The sequence below is a fragment of the Nocardia sp. NPDC049526 genome (assembly GCF_044465765.1).
GTDB lineage: Bacteria > Actinomycetota > Actinomycetes > Mycobacteriales > Mycobacteriaceae > Nocardia.
Map to the genome: position 1 here is coordinate 281,659 of NZ_JBITMA010000002.1, position 24,000 is coordinate 305,658.

Consider the following 24,000-nt stretch of genomic DNA (forward strand, 5'->3'; position numbering starts at 1 on the left):
TCCTGGTTGTCAGGCGAGGGTCAATGCCGGCGTGCGGTCGCGGCACGGGCGAGTTCGGTCAGTGCTCGGGCGGCGTGTGCCGCAACGCCGACGCCACTCAGTGCGGATGTGGCCTCCTCGACCCGTGCGGTGATCATCGCTTCGATGCGGGCAGGAGCCTGGACACGGGTCATCAGATCGCGGATTTCGTGCAGGTCGCCGTCGCTGGCCTCGCGTCGATTCAACAAGCGCCGCAATTGTTTACGCTGTGCGCGGTCGGCGGCCTGCCAGGTCTCGGCGAGCAGGGCGGTAGGGCGTCGAGTACGGAGATCGTCGAGGTTCGCCTTACCGGTCCGGGCCGGATCGCCGAACAGGCCGAGCAGGTCATCGCGCAGTTGAAACGCTTCGCCCAGCGGTAATCCGTACGCGGAGAACGCCTTCAGCAGCCGGGGGTCGGCGCCGGCCAGTGCGCCGCCGATGAGCAACGGCTGCTCGACGGTGTACTTCGCGGTCTTGTATCGCACCACCTTCAACGACTCGGCGATGTCCGGTGCCGCACCGGTGCAGAGGATTTCCAGGCACTCCCCCGCGATCAATTCCCGAGCAAGCGACGCCCACAGTGGACGCGCCCGCGACAGGTACGCCGAGGGCAGGCCGCTGGCGACGAAAAGCTGTCCCGCCAACGCCATCAACATATCGCCGACCAGCATCGCGAGCGCCCGGGCGGACGATTTGGAGCTCGGCCGATCCCGCAGCGGTTCCCGCAGCGTGACGTGTGCGGTGGGCAGACCGTGCCGCAGGGGACTGTCATCGATGATGTCGTCGTGCACACTCGCCGCCGCGTGCACCAATTCCATTGCCGCCGCAGCCCGCACGAGTGCGTCACTATCCGGTTGTCCGGCCGCCCGCCAACCCCAGTAGCAGAACGCCGCGCGCATCCGTTTGCCGTGCGTTGTCGCCACCACGATCTGCTCGGCCACCGGCCGCAGTTGCGGATCGATGGCCAGGAGCTGGTCGTTCTCCTGCCCGACGAACTGTTCCAGCACGGCATCGACACGAGCCTTGAAGGCGCCCGGATCGTAGCGATCAGACATCGCCGGAAGCGCTACGCCGCGCAACAACCTGCCGGGCGAGGATTTCCAGATGCGCCTCGGGCACGGTGGCATACCGGTCCAGCGCAAGCCGTCCGCGCGCCTTCAGATCCGTTTCCACCTCACTCGCCAGCCCCGCCAGGTCCGACCGCCTCAATAGGCCCCGAAGCCGGTCCACCGCAGGCCCGACCCGGCTCATTGCCAGATCTGCGAGTCCTGCCGCGAGCAGTACGGCGTCCGCTCCGCGGCCACCGGAGTGATTCGAATTCTGCGACATGCGATCACGCTCCATCCATACGTTCGGCACCGGGCACTCGTGCAGTTCCGTCCGGCTGGAATCGGCCTGACCCGCCCAGTGTGGCACCGAGCCCACCGGGACACGCCGAGAACCTGCTGGAAGCTGTGGAATCTGAACGGTCTCGGAGTGCACCAGAGACGGCCGACCTTCCCTCAGTGATCAACAGATGAGACCCGTTGACGCAGAGTGGTGTTCGATGTTCCAGACATCGACCGAATAACGATGTTGCTGTCGCGTGCATTCGATCTCGAGCGCGACGTGCCCACTGTCCTGATCGAGGCCACCACGATCTGACCGAACGGAATACGGCTGCACGCCCAGCCATACAACTACGCCACCGAAGTCAGCCGCCGACAATCCGTGAACTCGCGCAACCGCGAATCCTAGTTGGCACCATTACGTTGTTTCTATGCCGACAGTTCGGGTTGCTCCGGCGAACGCAGAAAGACACCGATGTGGCCGAGCTGTTGTTCGCCCGTCCCCTACCCCGCCGTCGCGTGGTACTGCTCGCGATGTTCAGTCCACGGACGCTGCCGCTCTTCATCACTTATCGCCAACAACTCACGCAACTTCCCCTCCGACGGCTGCCGGGCACTCGGCCGCACCAGCCAAGCGTTCTACAAATGGAAGAAAAACCCTGTGTCCCAGCGTGATTGGGATGCTGCGCAGCTGATCGCCGAGGCACGCGACATCCGCGCCATCACCTTTACTCAATCACGTATCCGCACCGGTCGGTTTCTATCGAAACCGCCGACGGTCTGCGGCGGTACCCGCGCCGATATGTTCGCCGCGCGATGTCTTCCGGATCAGGGACAGGCGCTCCTGGTCGGCAGCGTCAGCGGTGTTTCCGGGCGGACGGTCGCCGGGCCGCCGGGCGTCTCGACGGTGACCGGACCACCCGAAGTGACGTCGACGGTCGTGCCTTCCGGTCGGATGCGCAAGGTCAACCTGCTATCGCGTACCGCGAGGTCGCGCACCGTCATCCCCTCGGGAAACCCGCTGGGCAGCATCGGGTCCAGCAGGGGACCCGTCTCAGTCCATCGCAGCCCGCTCGGTCCGTACAGCAAACCCTGCAGGAATCCGCCCGCACCCGTCACGAAGATCCACGCCGGTTGACCGACCGTGTTCTCACCCGACCGTTCGCCACGCGCCTCGGACTGGAAACCATATGGCGGTCGGACATACGGCTGCACCGATTGATCCAGGAACTGCTGTGTGCGGCAGGGATCATACTGCGCACTCAGGATCGCGCCTGCGCTGTTGCTCATGTTCGGGCCGTCGGGATCGGTGCGGTCGAAGTAGTACGCCAGCGTCGCCTCGGGCGAATATCCCGGCGCCGCATAGGAGTACGGGTAGCTGATCAGCACCGTGTCGGCCTGTTTGATCTTCGCCCCTTGGTACCCGAGATACTCGGCGGGCACCCCTGGCACGATGTCCGGCGGCATCGCCATATGGGCGGCGATATCGGCCCACCGTGGGTTCAGCGGCAGTCCGGCCAGCCGGGCGGCCGACATCGCGGTGCGCATCGTCGCCATCACACCGACGTTGGTGAGTGCGTTGTCCACGGAAACCGAAACGTATTCGTCGGCGCCCGCCGCGGGCGCGTAGTGGTAGCGACCGTCGGGCAGCTTCGGGCCGACGCGGGCAGCCTGGTAGTTCGCGATAGCCGTGATGACCGGCGCGCCGCTGTCACGCAGCCATTGCTCGTCGCCGGTGGCCGAATAATACTGCCATTGCGCGAGCGCGATCTCGTTCCCCAAATGTTCCTGGACCAGTCCGCACACCCACGGCGACGCGCACCGCTGTGTCGGTCCGTCGTTCCAGGGGAATAATGCGCCGCTCAGCCCGAAGGCGCGCGCGTTCGCCTCGGCTTGCGGTAGCGCCGCGACGCGGAAATCCACCACGGTGCGGGCCAATTCGGGATAGAGCGCGAGCAGGGTGGGGAAGATCCAGGCCTCGGCGTCCCAGTAGGTCAGGCCGCCATAGTCGTCGGAGGACAACCCCGCGGGCTGCACGGACCACCGCTGTCCGGCTCGGACGCTGGACAGCACTGAATACAGTGCGGGCCGGATCCAGTCCCGATAGTCGTCGCGGCCGGGGATCTCGATGGCGGGCTGCCACAAGCGATCCCACTCTGCTGCGTGTTCGGCGTGGGCGGCGGCGAAACCACGCGCCGCGCTGGATTCGGAGACTTCGGTGGCAATCGCGTGCGGATCCGCGCCGTCCGCGCCGGAGGCGATTCCCACGTACTTGGTGACCGTGTAACTGCGGCCCGCCACGACGGTGCCGTCGAATCGTGTTCCAGCCGTCGCCCCGTTCGTAGGTAGTGCGGCGCCACCCAGCTCATCAGGCGTGGTGACCGTGGATACCAGGAAGGCGGTGTGGTCGGTGCCGTCGGCGCGCACGCCGACCGTGGTCTGCCCCCGGTTCGGATCGGAGGCCGCCGTCGTCGGGGTGACCCGGCGCGCGGCGGCCCCGTCGATCAGGTCGGTGACGGTGAGCGGCCCGGAGAAGTGCGGAGTGACAGTGAGCTGCTGGACGGCGAGGTTCTGCTGCGCCCGTGACACGAAGGTCCGGTAGGTCAGATCCAGCCGGTGTTCCGCGTCGGGTGTCCAGGTGGCTTCGGTGGTGACGGTGGCATCGCGATAATTCAGGCGCTGCCGGTAGTGCGTGAGCGTGGCCGGGTCGACGTCGGCCCGGTAGGTTCGGCCCGCGACGTCGACGGTTAGGCTCGACCACGCGGGGAGGGCGGCGATCGCCTCCGTGTTGTTCCACGACATGGACTTCATGGCATAGAAGCCCGCGAGATATGTTCCGGTGTAGCGCGGTTCCACCAAGGGGAACGAGGTGCGCACCGAGACGCCGTAGTCCTGATATCCGCCGCCGCTCGGCGGGATCATCGCGCCGATGCGCCCGTTGCCCAGGTACGGGGCAGCGCGAAAGTTCTCGGGTTCGAACGTCTCGGAGACCGCCGACCAGTCGTCTCCGACCGCATGCCCGTCTTGCGCGACCGCTACCGTGGACAGTCCGGGCAGCGGCACAAACGCGCAGGTCAGCAGCACCGCACCGATACTCGACACGAGTCGCATCGGGCCGACAGTAGCAGCGGTCGCGCGGAGCCGATCGCAACGACACGGCGGCTGCACCACGTCCCTGCTACTCGGGTACGGCGCGGTGCAGCAGCTGTCCGATGAGCTAGTGAATCGCCGCGGCTACTGCCGAGGACGCGCCTCGACGACGCACGCACCCAACTGCACTGCGTCGATCTTTCAGAGTGTGCCCTCGCGCGCTGCTCGCCACAGGTCGACCGCACCGTCGTCGTCGAGCAGCGCCTCGATCTCGGCCAGCTCGTCCGCGCTGAGATCGAGATTGTCGAGTGTGGCGACGTTCTGCTCGAGCTGTTGGGCCGAGGACGCGCCGATCACCAGCGAGGTCACGCGCGGGTCGCGCAGCGCCCACGCCAGCGCCAATTGTGCCAGCGTCTGTCCGCGTCGAGCGGCGAGCGCGTCGAGCTTGCGCAGCCGCGCGATCATCTCGGCGGTCAGCAACTCGGTCTGGAACGACTTTCCCTGTGTGGCCCGCGATCCGGCCGGCACGCCGTCAAGATATTTCGATGTGAGCAGGCCCTGCGCGAGTGCGGTGAACCCGATGACACCGAACCCTTCCTCGGCGGCGATGTCCAGCAGCCCTTCGGTCTCGATCCAGCGGTTGAGCATCGAGTACGACGGCTGATGGATGAGCAGCGGCGTGCCCAGTTCCCGCAGGATCCGCGCGATTCTCGCGGAGTTCTCGGCGGTATACGACGAGATCCCCACGTACAGTGCCTTCCCCTGTCGTACCGCGGTATCCAGCGCCGCCGCGGTCTCCTCCAGCGGAGTTGTCGGGTCGAAACGGTGCGAGTAGAAGATGTCGACGTAGTCCAGGCCCAGCCGGCTCAGCGACTGATCGAGCGAGGCCAGCACGTACTTCCGTGAACCGCCACCCTGTCCATACGGTCCGGGCCACATATCCCACCCGGCCTTGGTGGAGATGATCAATTCGTCGCGGTAGGCGGCGAGCTCCTCGCGCAGCAAGCGCCCGGCGTTGATCTCGGCCGACCCATAGGGTGGACCATAGTTATTGGCCAGGTCGAAGTGCGTGATTCCGAGATCGAAAGCGCGCAAAGCGATCTCACGCTGGACGTGGTACGGGCGATCGTCACCGAAGTTGTGCCAGAAGCCGAGCGAGAGCAGCGGCAGGTCGAGGCCCGACCTGCCGCTGCGGCGATAGCGCATCGTGCCTTCATAGCGGGCCGGCTCAGCAACATATGTCATCGGTACTCCTCCGAGACGCGCGGTCGTCGCGATCTGATCGAACTTCGAGCTAGGTATCCCAAACACCGAGTATGCACGCCGCATTCGGCACCGCTCGCGCGCTCAGGCCCGAGATCAACACCGCCCACTACCTCGGCAACCGGTCACACATGGCCAACGGGTCCGGCCCGCCTGCCCGAACCCCGAGCAATAGTGCAGCGACAGCCTCCGGGGCCTCATGCATTGCATCGTGGCCGGTTGGCAGGTCGTGGACCTGCCACTCGGGATCGGCTTGGAGTCGGGTGCGGAGTTCGGCGAACGGCGTCCGGTCTTCCCATCCCGAGCAGTAGATGAACTCCCGACGCGGGACCTGAGCGAGCGGGCCTGTGAGCCGGATCGTTTGCAAGAACGAGGCGAGTGGATGGGGACGGCGGCGCGGATCGCCGCCGTCCGGCGGTCGGACGGCGTAGCCGGTGGTCGCAGCGCCGGCAGCGAACACTTCCCGGTAGCGCTCGGTCGTTGACGACCAGCACGACTCACCGTCGCGCGGCACGTAGGCGTCGAGATGCACCAGTCGTGAGACCCGGCCGCGGGCGCGGTCGGCGGCGGCAGCGATCACCATCCCGCCATAGCTGTGGCCAACCAGCGTCGCGCTGGTGATGTGGGCGCGATCAAGGAGCCGCAATACGTCGTCGGCATGGGTGTCGAGGTTGGCGGTCGCGACCGTCGCCTTGTCGTCGTCTGACCGCAGACCGGTCAGGGTCAGGGCGTGAACGGCATGACCGGCGCGCTCCAGCAGCGGCACCACCGCCTCGAACGACCAGGAGCCGTGCCAACCGCCGGGCACGAGGACGAACGTCGCCATCCGTTTCTCCTTCTCTCGAGCTGCGGCATCGAGGCACGCTGTCTCGATGACATGTGGTTCGTCGGGCGCTCTGCGCGACTGAAGACCACTCCGCAGGGAGCCAGTATCACCGGATCAAGGTGTGGCTGGCCACCGATTGAATGCCAACCGATGCCCGTTCACCGCCAACCTCGCCTGATCGCCGGTGTGACGTCACATGTGTGGCCGTCTGGCGTACCCACCTCTGGCCATCCGGCGAAACAAGGATGCCGCAGAGTCGATTTCCGGCGGATATGCCACATATCGGCGCAGGTCAGAGCATAGAACCACTGGTCGACCTCCGATTTCCAACAGATCTGTTGCGAACCCGTACCCGAGATGGGACTTGGTATGTGAAACCGCTTGCGCAAAGGCTGCATCAGATGCGCACAGGATTTGATTAATATGATTAATAATGATGAAAACATCATCAGATAACCCATGCGCTGCTGCCGTCGAGTCGAAATTTGCCGTCGAGCACGCAGGGGAACACAGTGGGCCGTCCGAAACCGCGCAAGCACCTCGAGATCGACGATTCGTTCTGGACATGGCTCGATTCACCGGAATCGCCAATGCACATCGCGGCATCGGCGATCTTCGCAGCCGACGACGTCGAGCCTGCCGACGTGGTCGCGCAGCGCATCGCGACCACGTTCCGGGACCGCACCGATGTCGAGCCGCGATTCCGAACGCTCATCAGAACCCGGCGGTTCCCCGGCAAGCCCGCCTGAAACCAGCGAACAGCGTCGACATCGACTTCCACCTGCGCGATCACACGCTGCCCGAGGGCGCCTATGACCGCTATCGGAGATCGTTCTCGCCGGACGGGATCGATTCCGCAGGCAATGCATTGACTCCGTAGCACAGCCGATCGAAGAGCGAGAGGAGATGGCAATGAACTACTTCGGAAAATACCAGGACCTCGCGTTGGAGCGCACCGAGGACGGCATCCTTACCCTGCGCTTCCATACCGGCGGTGGCCCGATCGTCTTCACCGGTCGCACGCACGAGGACCTGCCCAGGGCACTGGACGAGATCGCCCACGACGCGGAGAACAAGGCGATGATCCTCACCGGATCCGGTGACGTCTTCATGGATAACATCGACGGGCCCAGCCTCGGTGAGATCTTCAAGCCCGCCGCCTGGGAGAAGATTCGCACCGAAGGCCTTGCGGTGCTACAACGGCTGCTCACCCTCCCGTTCCCCGTCATCGGCGTCGCCAACGGTCCGGCGACCGTGCATTCGGAATACCTGCTGCTCACCGATATTCACATCGCCTCCGAACGGGCCACCTATGGTGACTACCCGCATCCGGCGTTCGCCATCACCGCCGGGGACGGCCTGCAGGTGGTGTGGGAAGAGGTCGCCGGGATCGCGCGCACCAAGTGGCTGCTGTGGACGGGCGAGACCATCGACGCCGCGACCGCCGAGCGGTGGGGCGTGGTCAACGAAGTTGTGCCACACGATCGGGCCTATGCCCGCGGGCTGGAGATCGCCCGAACGTTGGCGGCCAAGCCACGGCTGTACCGGTCGCTGCAGAAGCAGACGCTCAATCAGCGGTTGCTGCGCCGCATCGTCGAGGGTGTGCCCTTCGGTATGGCGCTGGAAGGCCTGACCGCCGCCGATCTCGCGCACCAGCAATAGCAGCACGATCCGCGGGCAGCCCTGCACCGACCCATCGGACAACTCGACGACACGGCAGCGCAGCTGTCCTGTCCCACATCGAAGAATAGGAATCACCCATGCCGAACAAAGTGCTCGTCACCGGGGCCAGCGGTCTACTGGGCGTGGCTGCCATCGAGAAGTTCCTGTCCGCGGGCTGGCAGGTGGTCGGCGTCTCGCGCCGCAAACCCCAGCTGCCCAGCGGGCGCGAAATTGGATTCCTGTCAGTCGATTTGCGCGATGCGGACGCGGCACACGCGGCGTTCGAACCACTGACCGACCTCACCCACATCGCCTACACCGCACTCTACGAGAAGCCCGGACTCGTCGAGGGCTGGTCGAGCCGCGACCAGATCGACACCAACAACACCATGCTCCGCAACGTCGTGGAGCCGATCACCCGCGTCGCCGCGAACTTCCGGCACATCAGCATCCTGCAGGGCACCAAGATCTATGGGGTGCATTTGCACCCGATTCCGATTCCGGCCCGCGAACGCGACGTTGATCCCGGTCACGCCAACTTCTTCCTGGACCAGGAGAAGTACATACGCGAGATGGGCGCTGGGCGCGGATTCACCTATACGGCGCTGCGCCCGCAACTGGTCACCGGCGCCACACCGGGCTCGCTGAACGTGCTGCCCGCCATCGGCGCCTACGCCGCGATCAGGCGCGAACTCGGCGAACCGTTCGGATTTCCCGGCGGCCCATCGTTCGTCTGGGAGGCCGCCGACGCGGACCTGGTCGCCGACGTCATGGTCTGGGCCGCAACCGAACCCCGCGCGGCCGACCAGGCGTTCAACATCACCAACGGGGACGTATTCGAATGGCGCAGCCTGTGGCCGGCCCTGGCCGAGACACTCGGGGCCGCGCCCGGCCCGGACACCCCGACCAGCGTGGCGGCCTACCTCGCCGACCACACCGCGGATTGGGCCCGCGTCGCCGCGAAGTACGACCTGCGCACCCCGGATCTGCGTGACCTGGTCGGATACGGTGACCAACACGCGGACTTCGCATTCGCCTACGGCGCCCCTGCCGGGCCGCGAGCGTTCGTGAGCACCGTTAAGCTGCGCCGAGCCGGATTCACCACAGCGATCGACACCGAAGATTCGTTCCGTAACGCGCTGCAGTCCCTCATCGACCGCAAATTCCTTCCCCCCGCAGAGAAGTGAAATCGGTGTAAGGAATCGCACCCCAGGGGCGTCATCGATTACGCCGACTGCAGCCGTATCGATTGTCGCGGAAGTCGGCAATTTTCGCGCGGATCACCGCATGCAGCCCGCCGCCGACGACGTGCGAAACAGGATGTACCTTGCGGACATCCAGCTGGCGACATTGCCGGATGGTCGTCAGCGGTAGATGGCGGCGCGGTCCACCATTGGAATTGGGTGTGTGCCGGAATCTTCTGCCCTACACATTGTTTCGCGCCATGAAACTCCGGGCGTCGCCGTCTTCGGGATTGACGAACACGATGTCGTCGGGCCGCCGCCGTGGCACATCGACGGACAACACGACGAAAGGATGGGCGGTGATCCTCGGGAATCCGTGGATCTGCGTGCGTGCGAAGCGAAGGAACATTCCGGGACGGGCCTGGCTTTCCGTACCGGCGAGATGGAATACCCCTTCGCCGCTGACCACGTACAGGTGCTCATCACAGTCGTTGTGGTAGTGCAACGGTAGGGTGCGGTAGATCCGGAAGATCCGGCTACTGGCCTCGGGAAAGTCACTGAAATAGACGTCGGTGAGCATCGTCCCGGAAGTCTCGGGCAGCTTACCGATCTCGGCGAACGCATCGAATATCTGCCGAGAATTGTCGGTTTGAGCTACGAAATCACCGCTCATTGCACATCCTCTTTTCCGGCCCGCCCGGTTGGGGAGTTTCTGCCGGGATCGGAATCGAAGCGGCGGGGCACACGAGCAACTCGCCGTACGCCCCCAGATTACTCCGCTAGCACAGGCCCGCCGTCCTAGCAACGGGTGCCGCCCATCCCGCTCCGCGCTTCTACCGACCGCCTACTCACCCGCGGTCTGCGGACCTCGACATCAGGCCGACGCAATGGAGAGAACAGCGCTGATCAACGAAGCCGCCGCAGCGGTTGCCGCGTAGGGACGACGCCACGATGCACTCGATTAACATCGGTGATCGTGGCGTCGGTGCAACTATTCGGCCGGGAGCGGGAACTCGCCCAGTTGACGTCGTTCGTCACGGATTCGACGGCGGACGGCGGCGCAATGCTCGTTGTCGGCGACGCCGGTATCGGGAAGACGGTCTTGCTCACGGCCGCGGCGGAATCGGCGGCCGCGAAGGGTATCCGGGTCTTGCGCGCGGCCGGCGTGGAATTCGAGGCCGAGGTGAGTTTCGCCGGGCTCAACCAGCTGCTCCAACCGCTGCAGGCGGAACTGCGGCAGCTCGACATGTCGCATCGGCGGGCACTCTGTGTCGGGCTGGGACTGGAGGACGGACCCACTCCCGATCGGCTGGCGCTCTCGAACGCGTTGCGGGCGTTGCTCGTTCGGGCCGCGATCGATCGGCCACTGCTGCTCGTCGTCGATGATCTGCACTGGATCGACCACGCCAGTGCCGTGGTGCTGGGGATGGTCGCGCGCCGCCTGCACGACACCCAGGTGGGTGTCGTGGCGACGGTCCGCTTCGGCGAGGACAGCTTCTTCGAATCCGAAGGACTGCACGAGATGGCGGTCGGCCCGCTGGGCGACGAGGCCGCCGCCGCGTTGTTGGGCGATCACTATCCGAATCTGACGACGCGGACTCGTCGACGCTATCTCGCGGAGGCGCAAGGAAATCCGCTTGCGCTGGTGGAGTTGCCCGCGGCGCGCAGTTCGCACCGAGCCCCTGGCGTCACCCGGGTCGGTCGACGCCTGCACACCCTCTTTGCGCGGCGGATCGAAAGTCTTCCGGTCGAGTCGCGTCGGCTACTGCTCCTCGCGGCGCTGGCCGGTGACGAGCCCGGCATTCCGCAGGCCACCCTGGTCGACGGGCACAGTACGAAAGACCTCGAGCCTGCGGAGCAGCTTCGACTCGTGCGAGTCGAAGCCGACACCGGTCGACTGCGATTCCGGCACCCACTGGTCCGCGCGGCGGTCGTCGAGCTGGCCACGCACGAACAGCGGCGCCGGGCACATCAGAAGCTGGCCGAGCGGTTTCCGGAGGATTCGGAGCGGCGCGCCTGGCACCTGTCCCACGCGGCCGCCGACCCCGATGCGCGCGTCGCCGACCTGCTCGAGCGAGCCGCCACTCGAACACAGCGCCGCGGCGACCCGGTCGGTGCCATCGGATTGCTGCTGCGCGCAGCGGAACTCAGCCCGCAACCCGACGACCGCGACCGCCGGATCATGGTCGCCGCGTACTTGGGCGCCGACATCACCGGTGACCTGTCCGAGGCACATCGACTGGTCGAGGGCGCCGAACGCATGCCGGGCGGCTCGCTGGTCGGGGCGGTCGCCGCCGCGGCAGTGATGATCAACGGCGGCGGTGATATCGACACCATTCACCAACTGCTGGTCAACGCGATCAAGGGCGCCCGCAACCCCTCCGACGCCGACGACCTGGCCGTGGTCGAAGCTCTCTACGTCCTGCAAGCCGCCTGCGTGTTCGGCTCCAGGGCAGGCCTGGCCGCCGACTTTCAGGCCGCGCTCGACCGGCTCGATCCCGAACCGCCGGAATTCCTTGTCCTGTTGGGCAGTACGTTCATCGAACCGGCCCGCCTCGCCGCGTCCGCAATAGGGCGGCTGGACGCGGCGATCGTCGGTATCAGTGACCAGACCGATCCCGCGTACGTCGTACGGATCGGGATGGCCGCCACCTATGTCGATCGCCTGGCGGGCTGCCGTGCGGCACTGGAGCAGGTCGTCGCGCACGGTCGGGCCGGCGGCGCCATCACTTCCGCGATCGAAGCGTTCGTGCTGCTCGGCTACGACGGTGTGATGACCGGCGAATGGGACCGAGTACTGCTGATGGTAGGTGAAGGGCTCGACCTCGCCGAGCAGCACGGATACCGCTTGCTCGGTGGATGCCTGAGCTTCCAGCAGGCCTACATCGCGGCTGCGCGAGGTGATGGCGACACCGTGAAAACCCTGTCGGACGAACTGATCCGGTGGGCAGCGCCCAACCGGATCGGTCTCGTGCTGCACTACGCGGCACACGCGAAGGCGCTCGCGGAACTCGGGCGTGGCGATTTCGAAGAGGCCTACCACCATGCCGCGGCCATTTGTCTCCCAGATACGGTTCCAGACCACGCGCCGCACGCGCTGTGGGTGATCCTCGACCTGGTCGAGTCCGCGGTCCGCGCCGGTCGGACCGCCGCGGCGGCCCAGCATGTCGCCGCGGTCCGCGCGGCCGATATCGCGACGATCTCGCCGCGGCTTGCGCTCGCGGTGGCCGGAGCCGAGGCCATGGTCGCCGCGCCCGACGACTATCGCGTCCGCTTCGAGGCGGCGCTCGCCATACCCGACGTTGGCCGATGGCCCTTCCATCAGGCTCGAATCCAGCTCGCCTACGGTGAACGCCTGCGCCGTGCGAAGCTCACCACCGAGGCCCGCAGACAGCTGGTCGCCGCCCTCGATACCTTCGACCGCCTCGGGGCCCGTCCATGGGCCGATCGTGCCTCGAACGAATTGCGTGCCACCGGTGTCGGCGCCACCAGAGCAGACACCCCCGCACCGATCAACACCCTCACGCCACAGCAACGACAGGTTGCTCTGCTCGCAGCGTCCGGCCTGACCAACAAGCAAATCGGTGAGCGACTGTTCCTTTCACCCCGAACCGTCGGCACCCACCTCCACCAGCTGTTCCCCAAACTCGGAGTGACCTCCCGTGCGGCACTTCGCGACGCGCTGAACTCCTCGGACGCCACGGACTAGGGACCGAATCGATCTGCTCAGCGGCCTCCGCGCTTTGAGCTGCCGCCCGACGGCACGATACGGCTGCACTGGGCAAACAAGCTCATTTTCGCACCAACGGATGATCCGGGACAGGCCCCAGGCACCTCGACACAGTGGAGCCGCTCCGGACGCTGTTCGATCTGGCCACAATGCCCCGGTTCCGGCGATGGCGAGTTCGACACTTGCCCGCGAACTGGTGACGACGCTGACGGAGTTTGCGGCAAACATCGTGGCGACTCGGCCAGCCGAGGCCACAGGCACACACGCAGCGACTCGGGCAACGCGACCGCTGTGAAATGCTACGTTGGCCGTGCACTCTCGTCGAAACCGCCGCGCGTCGAGGACGCCTGGCGCTCCGTACAGCGGACACTCCTCTGGTCAGGAGGCAACGCGTGAGTACCTACACGGTCGGCTACATCATCGGCAGTCCCTCCAAGGAATCCATCAACCGGCCCCTGTCCAAGGCCCTGATCCGGCTAGCACCACCACAGCTGACGTTCACCGAGATTCCGATCAAGGATCTGCCGCTGTACAACCACGACTACGACGTCGACTACCCGCCGGAGGGTCGCGCACTCGAGGCGGCCATCACCGTCGTCGACGCCGTGCTGTTCGTGACGCCGGAGTACAACCGCTCGATCCCGGGCGCACTGAAAAACGCCATCGACTGGGCCAGCCGCCCGTGGGGCGACAACTCGTTCACACTCAAACCGTCAGCCGTCGTCGGCGCCTCGCCGGGCAAGCTCGGCACCGCGATCGCCCAGGCGAGTCTGCGCAGCGTCCTCGGCTACCGCAATTCCCCGCAGATGAATTCCCCGGAGGCCTACATCCAGTTCCACCCCGACCTCTTCACCCCTGACGGCGATGTCCTCGACGACTCGACCAAGCAGTTCCTCACCGGGTTCATGTCGGATTTCGCCACCTTTATCGCCCGCGTCCACAGCGTGGTCCCCCAGCTCGACTAACCGGCCATGGTGTCGTCGGCAAGGTGGCGATCGTGGATCGCCGCACCACCCCGGCGTCCGAGTCCTCCCCGTCCACGGCGGCCCCGCCGAACTACGCGAGAATACTGCTGGCACGCTTGCCAGGACCGCGGCCGAACCCGGTCGCCTGGGCGGACCCTGCGCGCGGTGGCCGTCGCCCCCACCGCCCCCCGAACACCTGAACCCGCTGGCATCCGAACCCGACCACGGGTCAGGATTGACGGATATCGGTGACGATGGTGTAGAGCTCGGTGATGACACCGTTCTCTGTTCGAGCGATGTCCATGCCGCTGATCACCGGGGGTTGGCCGGGAGCGCCGTACTGGAAGCCGAGGTGGCCGATGTCGTCGAGCTCTGACGCCGTTCCGGCGGGCCGGAAGACCCAGTCGGGATTTTCGGCACGCACCTCTGCGGCGCGCAGCTCGAGTTCCTTGCGCCCGTGGATGATTCGATCCAGTTCGTGCCACACCACGTCTTCGGAATAGTTCGCCGTGATGACCGCAGCCCGGCGGTCCGGGTCGGGCTCGTTGAAGACCTCCAGCAGGTTGATTCGCATGAGGTCGGCAGGGGAACTTGTCATGACGAGTCCTTTGTCGATTCCGACGAATCCATCCAGTTCCGCGGTGTGCCGATCGCACGATCCGGTAACCCGGGAGGTGGTCCTTCAGCTACCCCGTGTGGCCGACTTTCGGTCGCTCCGCGGCGGTCGGTTCGTGTTGGGCCTGCCGTGCCCGTACTCCTTGTTCGACTCGATCACCGAGATCCTTGTCGATGTTGTGCAGGTATGCGAACGTCCTGGTGAGCACGGGTGGGCTCACTCCGTCCAGCAGGTGCGCGATGATGTTGTCGACCAGTCGTGTCCTGGCGGCGTCGTCGAGAACCGTGCGGACCATGGTGCGAGCTTGTCCCCAGTCGTCGTCGTCCGCGCGCAGCGTGTATGCGGTTCGCACCAACTCGCCATCGGCATACCAGCTCGCGGGCGGTCCGGCCGCGGCGGGATCGGCGTGCGGTCCGCCCTTCGAGTTGGGCACATACACCGGATCGCCCGGGTTGTGGTGGCGCATGGCGCCGTCTTTCGCCCACGATCGGACCTCGGCGCCGTGTGGCGAATTGACCGGTAGTTCTTTGTAGTTGATTCCTATCCGGTGCCGGTGCGCGTCGGCATAGGAGAACCAGCGCCCGAGCAGCATCTTGTCGGGGCTGGGGCCCGTGCCGGGTACTGCGTTGCTGGGCTCGAACGCCGCTTCTTCGATATCGGTGAAGTAGTTGGCCGGGTTGCGGTTCAGGGTCATCTTGCCGACCTCGATCAGCGGATAATCGCGATGTGGCCAAACCTTGGTGAGATCGAAGGGGTTGTAGCGGTAGGTCTTCGCGTCGTCGAACGGCATGATCTGCATCTTCAGGGTCCAGCTCGGATACTCACCGCGTTCGATCGCTTTCCACAGATCACGCTGGTGGTAGTCCATGTCGATCGAGGTCATATGATCGGCTTCGTGCTGGGTGAGGAACTTGATGCCCTGATCGGTCTTGAAGTGGTACTTGACCCAGAACCGTTGGCCTGCAGCGTTGATCCACATGTAAGTGTGGCTGGAGTACCCGTTCATGTACCGGAAGGTGGCCGGGATGCCTCGATCTCCCATCAGCCAGGTCACCTGGTGCGCCGATTCCGGTGACAGGGTCCAGAAATCCCATTGCATGTCGTTGTCGCGCAGATTGTTGTCGGCGCGGCGCTTCTGTGACCGGATGAAGTCCTGGAACTTCATCGGATCCCGCACGAAAAAGACGGGTGTGTTATTGCCGACCAGGTCGAAATTTCCCTGCTCGGTATAAAATTTCACAGCGAAGCCCCGCAGATCCCGCACAGTATCGGGATATCCCTGCTCGCCGGCGACGGCGGAAAACCGCACCAGCACTTCCGTCTGCTTGCCGGGCTGGAACACATCGGCCATGGTGTAGGCGCTGACATCGTGGGTTACTTCGAATGTGCCGAACGCCCCGCCGCCTTTGGCATGCGGTTGCCGTTCCGGCAGGCGCTCACGATTGAACGCCGCCATCTTTTCGATCAGATACGCGTCGTTCAGCAGGATCGGGCCATCCGGGCCAACGGTCAAGGAATGGTCATCACTCGGTGCCGGAATTCCGGCGGCATCGGTTGTGTAGTTCGGATCGGACATCTTTATCCTCTTCCACCGAGATAGAGCCGCGGCCTCATCGGACCGTTATGCGAGGTCGGCGGGGCGTGCGGTCGTGGGCCGCATGATCGATGGCTGAACCTGGCTCCACCTCGCCGAAGGCGGTTGGTCAGCCAAGTCGTCGGTCGCCGTCGTACACGGCACTGCCGACAACCCGGCCGTGTGCAGGCGGCGAGCACAAGGCGAGTGCTCGTGTCGAGACCGAAACACATACAAACACGACAGGTTGTTTCTCGAGAGTCGTGAGCACCGTATACCCCGTGGCAGCCTGCAGATCGACACCGCGAAGCAGTCCAGCGTCCGCCACGACCAACCACCCGTCGTGCTCCAATTCGATCACGTCTGCGGGAACCTTTCAACCCACCCGGCGACCGCTCGACACCGACTGGGCGGACCCCACTACGCCGCGTAGTGCGTACTCGCAGAGTGCCTGCATCGACGCCCCCAAGACCTCTGCCTGTGGTAGGGCTGGAATGGGTGCAACGTCGGCCTCAGGTCCGCGGACCAGACCTACCGCACACAGGGCGTCGTCTTCCACGCTGATCCAGTACCGGTCGATCGCCTTCAACACCGCGAAAGCTTGTGCTGGATGCCAGGATTCGCAGAGTTCGGCGAGGGCGGCGAAGTCCGCGCCCCACCGCTCGCCGTGGTGGGGATCTTCCTCGGCGAAATATCGCAGATACAGCGTGAGCGTCGAGTACCGGATGCGGAACCGGACGATAGATGGTGGTCATGATCGTTCCCAGGCGGGAATTGGCAGCGGCGGGGATTTGGGGAAAGTGACGGGAAGCTCGACCAGAGCACGATGGAAAGGCCCGGGACGCCAGACCAGTTGCTCTTTGGACCGTGCAAGCGTCAGTTCGGGCAATGCGTCGAACAGGTAACCGATGGCGGTACAGGCGATTTGGATTACCGCAATGCGTGCGGGTTTCGGGCAGGCGTGGTTGCCGGTACTGAAGGCCAGCCCCCAATCCGCGTGGAGGAATTCGCCGTTGTTCACTGCGGGGTCGTTGTTGCAGGCGGCCATGCTGATCACGACCGGCTTGTTCGCGGGCAGCCACACCCCGCCTTTGTTGATCGGCTGCGGCGGGAAGGACAAGCAGTAGTTGGCCATCGGGGGGTCGTAGACCAAGATGTCGTTGATCGCGTCGATGGTCGGTGCACCGAATCCTGTTGCACCGCATACGAATCGGTCGTCTGTCAGCATCATCAGCAGCGTGTTGGCGATCAGGTTCACCGTCGGCTCGATGCCCGCGCCGTAGAGCGTGATCACCTGGTTGACCATTTCCTCATCCGAGAGCGGGGGTTGATGCGTGAGCAGCCTGGTGGTGATGTCGTTGCCTGGCTGGGTTCGCTTCATGGCGATGAGTTGGCCCAGTGCTCGGCCGAGCATCTCGTTGACGTGGGCGGTGTCGGTGGATTCGAACATCGCTGCCATCGCCACTCGGACCTGCTCGCCGATATCGTCGGGACAGCCCAGCATCTTGTTCACGAGCGAAAAGACCAGCGGCAGCAGGTAGTCGCTGATCACGTCGGCCGTCCCGATGCCGCAGAAGGTGTTGATCAGCGGTTCGGCGGTCTGGATTACCTGCTCACGCAGGCCCAGCTGGTCGATGCCGTCGAGGGCGGCCTGATTGGCGGCGCGGTAGAAGGAGTGGGTTTCGCCGCTGCTGCGCAGCGCGTTGGGCCGCCACCCCACCATCGGCAAGATCGGGCAGTTTGCAGGCACGGCGCGTTCCCAGGTGCGCGGGTCCGCGGGGAAATGCTCGTGATCACCGAGGATGTTTACGGCGAGCTCGTAGCCGATCACCAGCGTCGCTTCCACACCCGGCGCGAGCCAGATCGGTACCAGCGACCCGTATGTCTTGCGCATATGCCGGTAGGCCTGGTGCGGGTCTTGCGCGAACTCTGGGGTGTGGAGTGCGTAGCGATCGCCGGGACCCACGTTTTCGATCGGGACCGGAGGGGCGGGAGAGAGGTTCTGCGACACGGCCGGGTTCTCCTCGAGCTGGGAAGCGGGAACGGTGGCATCGGGCGTAGGACGACCGGTAGCGCAACCAGCGCGCGGTGGAAGGAGTCGGCAGCCAGTCCAGGTGCTCGGCGGGCACGCCCAGCCCGATGTCCGGCACGGCGTCCACCACCTGACCGACGGATTCGTGCGCGATCAGCGTCGCTATCTTCTGAGCTGCGTCCGGGCATGCATGCGCGCCGACACCAAACGACAGGTAGAACCTGTCGGCCTTGCGGTCGTCCGTGTTGCCGCTTTCGATCTCTGGGTCGGTGGGGCAGCCGACGAGGCTGATCAACACCGGTTGATGCTCCTCCAGCCGGGTGCCGGCGATGAGCTTCATTTGCATCGGGAATCGCACGCACGAATTCGCCAATGGTGAATCGTTGAACAACACCTTTTCGATGCCGTCCCGCGGCGACAACACCCCGCCGGGCACGTCGCCGCCGAACCGGTCGTCAGTCATGAACAGCAGCAGAGTGTTCGCGATGAGGTTCCACGCCGCCGAGGTGGCGATCTCATTCAGATCGCCAGCTGATGGGATTCGATGCCGCGGTCATGGGCCACCCGGATCCGGTCTCGCAGTGTGTCGTTGATGCGCTGCCATGCCCAGCGGTGCCCCAGCGCCGGTAGATGTCGTAGACGGTCCTGACCGGAGGGAACTCCGAGGACAGCCTCGCCCACGCGATCCACCAGTCGGCACAACTACCTGGTACAGCAATTGATCTCAGCAATCATTGCTCTACCAGGAGTTCACTCAAATCTCGAGCGTCACACACCGACACCGGAGTTTTCAGACGCTCACTCAGATGCACCAGACAACACTGCCGAGGGGGAAACACCACGTAGCTGATCCGAATGATCCGTCGATCGGAGCGATGGAGGACGCCGGAGGCGCCGCGGCAGTCGGATCGGCAGTGGCTGCGGGCGCCGCGAGGACGAGCAGTGGCGCGGCAATAACAGTCGCGACTAGGGTTTTGACGATCTTGCCAGACATTTTGCTTCCTTACAACGAGCTTTATTACGTCCCTGTAGTAGGCCGCGCTGCCGAGCCACCGGGACTGGGGCTGCGAGTGCGTTACTTGTCGAATCGACTTTGCGACACGCGATTGGCTACTTGGTGAAGTACGTAATGCGTCCCGTCCGGAACACGCATTCAAGCTGGCCGGCAGCTGCAGCATCGACCGGACCGAACAAGACGTCATTTGGTACCGCGGAAAGGCGTCAATGACAGCTTACCGCTGGCTACCGGACGATTCGGCCGGAAGGAGAACGTTTAGAAGATAACTTTCCTGTTTATGTGGGCGTCTGAGAACTGTGTCAGGTGCGGGCGAGTCGGCATGACATGGCGGCGACGATGCAGACGAGGGCTTCGTTGGGACGCTGACCAGGTCTGCCCGGTCTGCGGCAGCAAGAACCACCGATGTGACGATCTGTCGTCGCTGGTCATGTGTCTGGTTCACTGCGGTGTACTGGATTTGGTGCAGGTGAATTGCATGACGTCGATGCGGCCACAGCGAGCGTAGTCGGCGCATCCGGTCAGGTAGCGGATGTAGGCGTTGTAGGTATCGGGTCCGGCGAGCTCGATGGCGCGGTCGCGGTGCTCGTGCAATACATCGGCCCAATGGTCGAGGGCGGTGGCGTAGTGCGGTCCCATCGACTGCATGCCGGTAACGGTGAATCCGGCATCTTCGGCGTATGCGGTGACACTTTTGGGGTCGCGTCCGCTCGGATGCAGCAGCGGGCCGCCGCCGAAGATGGTTTCGCTGAGGAACCGCGGGAACGCGTCATCGATGCTGGTGTGCTGAATTCCGTGTCCACGCAGTTCGTCCCGGTTGTCGCCGACGATGGCCTGCAGCAGCAGTACTCCATCGGCGGGCATTGTGCGGTAGGCGAATTCGAAGAACTCGCCGTAGCGGTCTCGTTCGAAGTGTTCGAACGCGCCGATACACACGATCCGGTCTGCGCGGCGGTCGAATTCCTCCCAGCCTTGCAGCCGCACCCCACCATAGGGGCGCCCTCGGATCACCCGGTCGACCAGCAGATTCCGCACATACCGGTACTGGTTGCGGCTGGGAGTCAGCCCGATCACATTCACCCCGTAGGTGTCCATGGCGCGCAACATCGTCGAACCCCAGCCACAACCGACATCCAACAAGGTCATCCCCGGCCGCAGATCGCACTGGGCCAGAGCGAGGTCGATCTTCGCCAACTGGGCTCGTTTCAAGGTGTCGTCTGGGTGGGGCCAGAACGCGCAACTATAGGTAGGGGTCGGGTCGAGGAACAGTGCGAAGAACTCATCAGACAGCTCGGCGTGGGATCGGACATCCGCGAAGGTCGGCTCCCCCGATAGCTCGGTGATCTTTCGATGGCCCTGGCTGAGGCTCTGGCGGCTCAAACGTCTTCCTCCTGGTTTTGCTGGGCGAAGCACATCTCCTGTGCCCATGACACAGCGGAAGCGATAGACTGACGGTCTCAATCTGAGACGCGTCATCCGTCGAGACGGCCGCCACCATGGGTTGAGCAACAAGCACCGAGGTATGAGCAGATGCCGGATCCTCGAGCCGACGTCGCCGTGAGCCTGGAGAAGGCGCGCGAACAATTCCTCACCGTGGGTTCGCTCGATTTCCCGCCGGTGCGAGACACTGTGCTCGATTCGTGGTACCGATCGCGCGCGCTGCAGATCCATCCCGACCGTGTGGAGCTGCCTTATGTGCGGGAACCGAATCTCGACTCCCCGTTGGTGAGCGCTGCTGAGCCGGTGCTGCGGCGGCTCGCGAGCGACCTGGCCGACGAGGCTGTCAGCGTCATCCTGACCTCGTCGGATGGGCTCTTGCTCGAGCGCTACGCCGCCGATGCCACAATCATGCGCACACTCGACGGTGTGCAGCTCGCTCCCGGCTACAGCTATGCCGAGGACTTCGTCGGCACCAACGGAATCGGCACCACCCTGGAAACAGCCACCCCGACGTTCATTCGCGGCGGCGAACACTATCTCGGCACCCTCGGCGGGCTCGCGTGTGCAGGCTCGCCCATTCGCCACCCGCTGACGCGCTCGGTGCTGGGCGTCATCGATCTCACCTGCTGGGCCAGCAGATCCGATCCGCTGCTGCTCGCCCTCGCCAACAGCGCGAGCAGCCAGATCCAGGACCGGCTCCGCGCGCTCGCCAGCGAAACCGAGACCGCGCTGCTGGAGACGTATCTGCGCCAATGCCGCCAGTATCCGCTCGGCGTGCTCGCGATCGGTGGCGACGTGGTCCTGATGAACCACTACCTGCGCCTGGCTCTTGACCCGCACGACCAAGAGGCGTTGCTGCAATATTCGACCGACCTGCTTCGGCCCGGGGCCGTCGACACCCTCCTGGCCCCGCTGCCGAGCGGGCAGACCGCGAAAGTGACAGCAGTCGAACGTATTTCGATACGTGGCAGCAGCTTCAACATGGTCCTGCACGTTCAGCTGGTCATCGACCGCGCCGTGGACCGCCCGATCGCGCACGGCACCCTCGCATTGCCCGGCATCGCCGGTAGGAGCAGCTCGTGGCTGCGCAGCTGCCAGCAGGTCGAACGCTGCTGCCGGGATCGCGAGTGGGTGGTCATCGATGGCGAAAAGGGTTCCGGACGAACAAAACTCGCGAAATCTGTCGTCGCGCACGTCAGCCCCGGCAAGATGGCCCGGGTGCTGCGGACGGCCGACTTCGCCGACACCGAGGGCCTGCTGGCCGCGCTGCGCACCGAAACCGGCAACGACAATTTCAACGTTGTCATCAAAGATGTGGACCGCCTGCCGACCGAGGCGGTCGAGCCGATCGCGGACATACTCCAGACCTGCGCCGGTCGTGGATGGATCGCGGCAACAATGCATTCGGTAACGCCCTCTACGGCTCTCGATGCACTGCTGCCACTGTTCAGTCAGACCGTCGGCGTGCCCGCACTCCGGCACCGCATCGAAGACCTCGAAGAGCTGGTCCCCTTCCTGCTGGGCGAGCTGACCAAAGGCGCCGAAGTCCGGCTCGCCCCGGAAGCCATGCGCCAGCTCAACAAACTTTCGTGGCCAGGCAACGTCGCCCAACTACGCCGGGTGCTAGCCGAAACCATTTCACAGCAACGATCCGGTCTGATCCACGTCGACAACCTGCCACCACAATGCCGTTCGCTGACCCGGCGCAGACTGAGCCGGATCGAGGCACTGGAACGCGACGCGATCGTGCGCAGCCTGCAGGAGAACAGCGGCAACAAGGCCGAAGCCGCCGCGGCACTAGGGATGTCGCGGGCGACCATCTACCGCAGGATCAAGGACTTCGGCATCGAGTAGTGCCGGAATCTGGCTAGTGGCCTGACCTGCACACCGCGACGCCCTACAGGATGGACAGTTTGATGTGGGCCCAGGCGTTGTTGCCGTATCCGCGGGGATTCCATATGGATGCTGGGGATTCGGGTTGTGTGGCTCCGGTGTCGTCCCAGGCGCGCGCGGTGATGTTCAGTGGCCCGGGTCGCATGTCGACGGTCAGTGACCAGGGCCGCCACGCCCACCGGCTGGGTGCGGGGTGCAGGTCGGCCTGCCGCCAGCTGCGGCCGTCGTCGACGGAGACGTCGACCCGTCCGATGCCGTGGCCGTCGCCGGCGATTGCCCATCCACGGACGGTACGGGAGCCACGCGGAAGCTGATCGCCCCCGGTGGGCACGAGGATGTCGCAGTTGAGCGCCAGCGACGATAGCGAGATGCCCTCGCCCGGTGCGACCGCTTCTGGGTCGGCCTCGGGCGGAAGAATACGGTAGTCGAGGGCCTGAAAATAGTTCTGTGATGGGACGGGTTGGACGGTGACGGCGGTGACCCATTTGACGCTGCGAGCCGCGATGTAGCCAGGCACCACCACGCGCACCGGGCCACCGTGAGCGCGCGGAAGTGGCTGAGAATTCATCTGCCAGGCCAACAACACCTCTTCGCGGAGCGCCTTGGTCAGCGAGATGGAGATGCCGTAGGACTGGACCGGCCGGGCCTCTTGGGCCACGTCGGGCGCAGCGAATGCGACGTGCAGTCGGTCATCGTGGTGCACCCCGGCCGCCCGCAGGACATCGGCCAGCCTGGGCCCGGCCCACTCGGCGGTCGAGATCGCGCCGTGCTCCCATGGCTCCTTGCCGGGGATCGGGCGCACCGCCAGCAGTTCAGCGCGCCGGTTGCCGGCACACGCCAGCGTCGCTACCACGCTGTGTTGCTCAAAACCGGTGGTCAGCTGGTCGTAGGTCACGGTGAGCGGATTGTCCACCCGTCCATCGACGTCCAACCGCCACTGCTCGGTGGGGATGTCGGGGAACGGACCGTGATTGCGCGCATAGAACGCGTCCACCGCGGTGATTTCGCTGCTCGCCAGCACCGATGGCGGCGGCTCGGCGTTGAACGGCAGCCGTCCCCGCACAATCATGTCCTCGCGCTTACCCCACATCTCATCGCCTCGGCAAGATTCGTCGCGGACTGCGACTTCAATCCTATCGCCGGTTGAAGGGGATCTATTTGTAGTCGACTCCGAGAGGTGCGCGGTGTGCGTCGTCGTAGGAGAATCCGCTGGCGAGCAGCATTTTGTCGGGGCTACGGCCGGTGCAGGGCACCTGTTCCGTTTGAAGTTGGCCATCTGCTCGATGATCATCGCCGCCATCAGCCCCCGGCACCTAGATGACATATTTCAAGGGTCGACGCTGCCTAGCTTTGAGGTGGGATGTG

General features: G+C 64.9%; 18 protein-coding genes. 5 read left to right on the plus strand and 13 right to left on the minus strand.

Translation table 11 applies throughout. The features are described from left to right. Positions 1-20 precede the first annotated feature (20 nt). The 6 genes from ACIBW7_RS05970 to ACIBW7_RS05995 all read right to left on the minus strand — a co-directional run bounded on the left by ACIBW7_RS05970 (position 21) and on the right by ACIBW7_RS05995 (position 7,318). On the minus strand, positions 21-1,073 hold the full coding sequence (locus tag ACIBW7_RS05970; RefSeq protein ID WP_397044599.1) for a polyprenyl synthetase family protein: 1,053 nt from the start codon (positions 1,071-1,073) through the stop codon (positions 21-23). Beyond that, a complete protein-coding gene (locus ACIBW7_RS05975) occupies positions 1,066-1,347 on the minus strand; it encodes a hypothetical protein (protein ID WP_397044601.1) in 282 nt (93 codons plus the stop codon). Before ACIBW7_RS05975 ends, ACIBW7_RS05970 begins: the two co-directional genes overlap by 8 nt. 827 nt (positions 1,348-2,174) lie before the next feature. Continuing rightward, complete coding sequence (locus ACIBW7_RS05980; protein WP_397044602.1) at positions 2,175-4,457, minus strand: glycosyl hydrolase family 65 protein; 2,283 nt, start codon at positions 4,455-4,457, stop codon at positions 2,175-2,177. A 180-nt stretch (positions 4,458-4,637) separates the two neighbouring features. Then, positions 4,638-5,681, minus strand: coding sequence for an L-glyceraldehyde 3-phosphate reductase (mgrA, locus tag ACIBW7_RS05985; RefSeq protein ID WP_397044604.1), 1,044 nt, complete (start codon positions 5,679-5,681; stop codon positions 4,638-4,640). 127 nt (positions 5,682-5,808) lie between these two features. Then, complete coding sequence (locus ACIBW7_RS05990; RefSeq protein WP_397044606.1) at positions 5,809-6,525, minus strand: alpha/beta fold hydrolase; 717 nt, start codon at positions 6,523-6,525, stop codon at positions 5,809-5,811. A 448-nt stretch (positions 6,526-6,973) separates the two neighbouring features. Then, positions 6,974-7,318 (minus strand): hypothetical protein, encoded by a 345-nt coding sequence (locus ACIBW7_RS05995; protein WP_397044607.1) that lies wholly within the window; start codon positions 7,316-7,318, stop codon positions 6,974-6,976. A 119-nt stretch (positions 7,319-7,437) separates the two neighbouring features. On the opposite strand from ACIBW7_RS05995, the gene ACIBW7_RS06000 reads away from it, so the two are divergent. Beyond that, entirely contained in the window at positions 7,438-8,187 is a 750-nt protein-coding gene (locus ACIBW7_RS06000) for an enoyl-CoA hydratase/isomerase family protein (protein WP_397044608.1), read from the plus strand. A gap of 98 nt (positions 8,188-8,285) precedes the next feature. After that, the gene (locus tag ACIBW7_RS06005; RefSeq protein WP_397044610.1) at positions 8,286-9,374 is read left to right on the plus strand and encodes an SDR family oxidoreductase; all 1,089 of its coding nucleotides are present in this window, start codon (positions 8,286-8,288) and stop codon (positions 9,372-9,374) included. A gap of 238 nt (positions 9,375-9,612) precedes the next feature. Here the strand turns inward: ACIBW7_RS06005 and ACIBW7_RS06010 are convergent, their stop codons facing one another. After that, on the minus strand, positions 9,613-10,044 hold the full coding sequence (locus tag ACIBW7_RS06010; protein ID WP_397044612.1) for a cupin domain-containing protein: 432 nt from the start codon (positions 10,042-10,044) through the stop codon (positions 9,613-9,615). Between the two features lie 303 nt (positions 10,045-10,347). Between ACIBW7_RS06010 and ACIBW7_RS06015 the strand changes: the two genes are divergently transcribed. Together ACIBW7_RS06015 and ACIBW7_RS06020 are read left to right on the plus strand one after the other, a co-directional pair. Continuing rightward, entirely contained in the window at positions 10,348-13,080 is a 2,733-nt protein-coding gene (locus tag ACIBW7_RS06015; protein WP_397044614.1) for an ATP-binding protein, read from the plus strand. A gap of 413 nt (positions 13,081-13,493) precedes the next feature. Then, the gene (locus ACIBW7_RS06020) at positions 13,494-14,066 is read left to right on the plus strand and encodes an NADPH-dependent FMN reductase (protein ID WP_397044616.1); all 573 of its coding nucleotides are present in this window, start codon (positions 13,494-13,496) and stop codon (positions 14,064-14,066) included. Between the two features lie 229 nt (positions 14,067-14,295). Here the strand turns inward: ACIBW7_RS06020 and ACIBW7_RS06025 are convergent, their stop codons facing one another. The 5 genes from ACIBW7_RS06025 to ACIBW7_RS06045 all read right to left on the minus strand — a co-directional run bounded on the left by ACIBW7_RS06025 (position 14,296) and on the right by ACIBW7_RS06045 (position 20,682). Continuing rightward, complete coding sequence (locus ACIBW7_RS06025) at positions 14,296-14,664, minus strand: nuclear transport factor 2 family protein (protein ID WP_397044618.1); 369 nt, start codon at positions 14,662-14,664, stop codon at positions 14,296-14,298. Positions 14,665-14,752: 88 nt separating this feature from the next. Beyond that, positions 14,753-16,258, minus strand: coding sequence for a catalase (locus tag ACIBW7_RS06030; RefSeq protein WP_397044620.1), 1,506 nt, complete (start codon positions 16,256-16,258; stop codon positions 14,753-14,755). A gap of 748 nt (positions 16,259-17,006) precedes the next feature. After that, positions 17,007-18,266: a cytochrome P450 gene (locus ACIBW7_RS06035; protein WP_397044622.1), complete on the minus strand. Its 1,260-nt coding sequence runs from the start codon at positions 18,264-18,266 to the stop codon at positions 17,007-17,009. 540 nt (positions 18,267-18,806) lie between these two features. Continuing rightward, positions 18,807-18,968 carry a hypothetical protein gene (locus ACIBW7_RS06040; protein WP_397044624.1) on the minus strand — a complete coding sequence of 54 codons (162 nt, stop codon included), beginning with the start codon at positions 18,966-18,968 and terminating at the stop codon, positions 18,807-18,809. Positions 18,969-19,743: 775 nt separating this feature from the next. Beyond that, positions 19,744-20,682, minus strand: a complete 939-nt coding sequence (locus tag ACIBW7_RS06045) for a class I SAM-dependent methyltransferase (RefSeq protein ID WP_397044625.1) — start codon at positions 20,680-20,682, stop codon at positions 19,744-19,746. Between the two features lie 150 nt (positions 20,683-20,832). Between ACIBW7_RS06045 and ACIBW7_RS06050 the strand changes: the two genes are divergently transcribed. Continuing rightward, the gene (locus ACIBW7_RS06050) at positions 20,833-22,596 is read left to right on the plus strand and encodes a sigma-54-dependent Fis family transcriptional regulator (RefSeq protein WP_397044627.1); all 1,764 of its coding nucleotides are present in this window, start codon (positions 20,833-20,835) and stop codon (positions 22,594-22,596) included. A gap of 43 nt (positions 22,597-22,639) precedes the next feature. Here the strand turns inward: ACIBW7_RS06050 and ACIBW7_RS06055 are convergent, their stop codons facing one another. Beyond that, positions 22,640-23,725 carry a sulfite oxidase gene (locus tag ACIBW7_RS06055; RefSeq protein WP_397044629.1) on the minus strand — a complete coding sequence of 362 codons (1,086 nt, stop codon included), beginning with the start codon at positions 23,723-23,725 and terminating at the stop codon, positions 22,640-22,642. Positions 23,726-24,000: the final 275 nt, after the last annotated feature.

Bases quoted from the DNA above. Each gene is read 5' to 3' on its own strand.
- ACIBW7_RS05990 (WP_397044606.1), bottom strand. From the start codon at position 6,525: ATGGCGACGTTCGTCCTCGTGCCCGGCGGTTGGCACGGCTCCTGGTCG.
- ACIBW7_RS06005 (WP_397044610.1), top strand. From the start codon at position 8,286: ATGCCGAACAAAGTGCTCGTCACCGGGGCCAGCGGTCTACTGGGCGTG.
- ACIBW7_RS05980 (WP_397044602.1), bottom strand. From the start codon at position 4,457: ATGCGACTCGTGTCGAGTATCGGTGCGGTGCTGCTGACCTGCGCGTTT.
- mgrA (WP_397044604.1), bottom strand. From the start codon at position 5,681: ATGACATATGTTGCTGAGCCGGCCCGCTATGAAGGCACGATGCGCTAT.
- ACIBW7_RS06010 (WP_397044612.1), bottom strand. From the start codon at position 10,044: ATGAGCGGTGATTTCGTAGCTCAAACCGACAATTCTCGGCAGATATTC.
- ACIBW7_RS06000 (WP_397044608.1), top strand. From the start codon at position 7,438: ATGAACTACTTCGGAAAATACCAGGACCTCGCGTTGGAGCGCACCGAG.
- ACIBW7_RS06055 (WP_397044629.1), bottom strand. From the start codon at position 23,725: ATGTGGGGTAAGCGCGAGGACATGATTGTGCGGGGACGGCTGCCGTTC.
- ACIBW7_RS06030 (WP_397044620.1), bottom strand. From the start codon at position 16,258: ATGTCCGATCCGAACTACACAACCGATGCCGCCGGAATTCCGGCACCG.
- ACIBW7_RS06025 (WP_397044618.1), bottom strand. From the start codon at position 14,664: ATGACAAGTTCCCCTGCCGACCTCATGCGAATCAACCTGCTGGAGGTC.
- ACIBW7_RS05970 (WP_397044599.1), bottom strand. From the start codon at position 1,073: ATGTCTGATCGCTACGATCCGGGCGCCTTCAAGGCTCGTGTCGATGCC.
- ACIBW7_RS06050 (WP_397044627.1), top strand. From the start codon at position 20,833: ATGCCGGATCCTCGAGCCGACGTCGCCGTGAGCCTGGAGAAGGCGCGC.
- ACIBW7_RS05975 (WP_397044601.1), bottom strand. From the start codon at position 1,347: ATGTCGCAGAATTCGAATCACTCCGGTGGCCGCGGAGCGGACGCCGTA.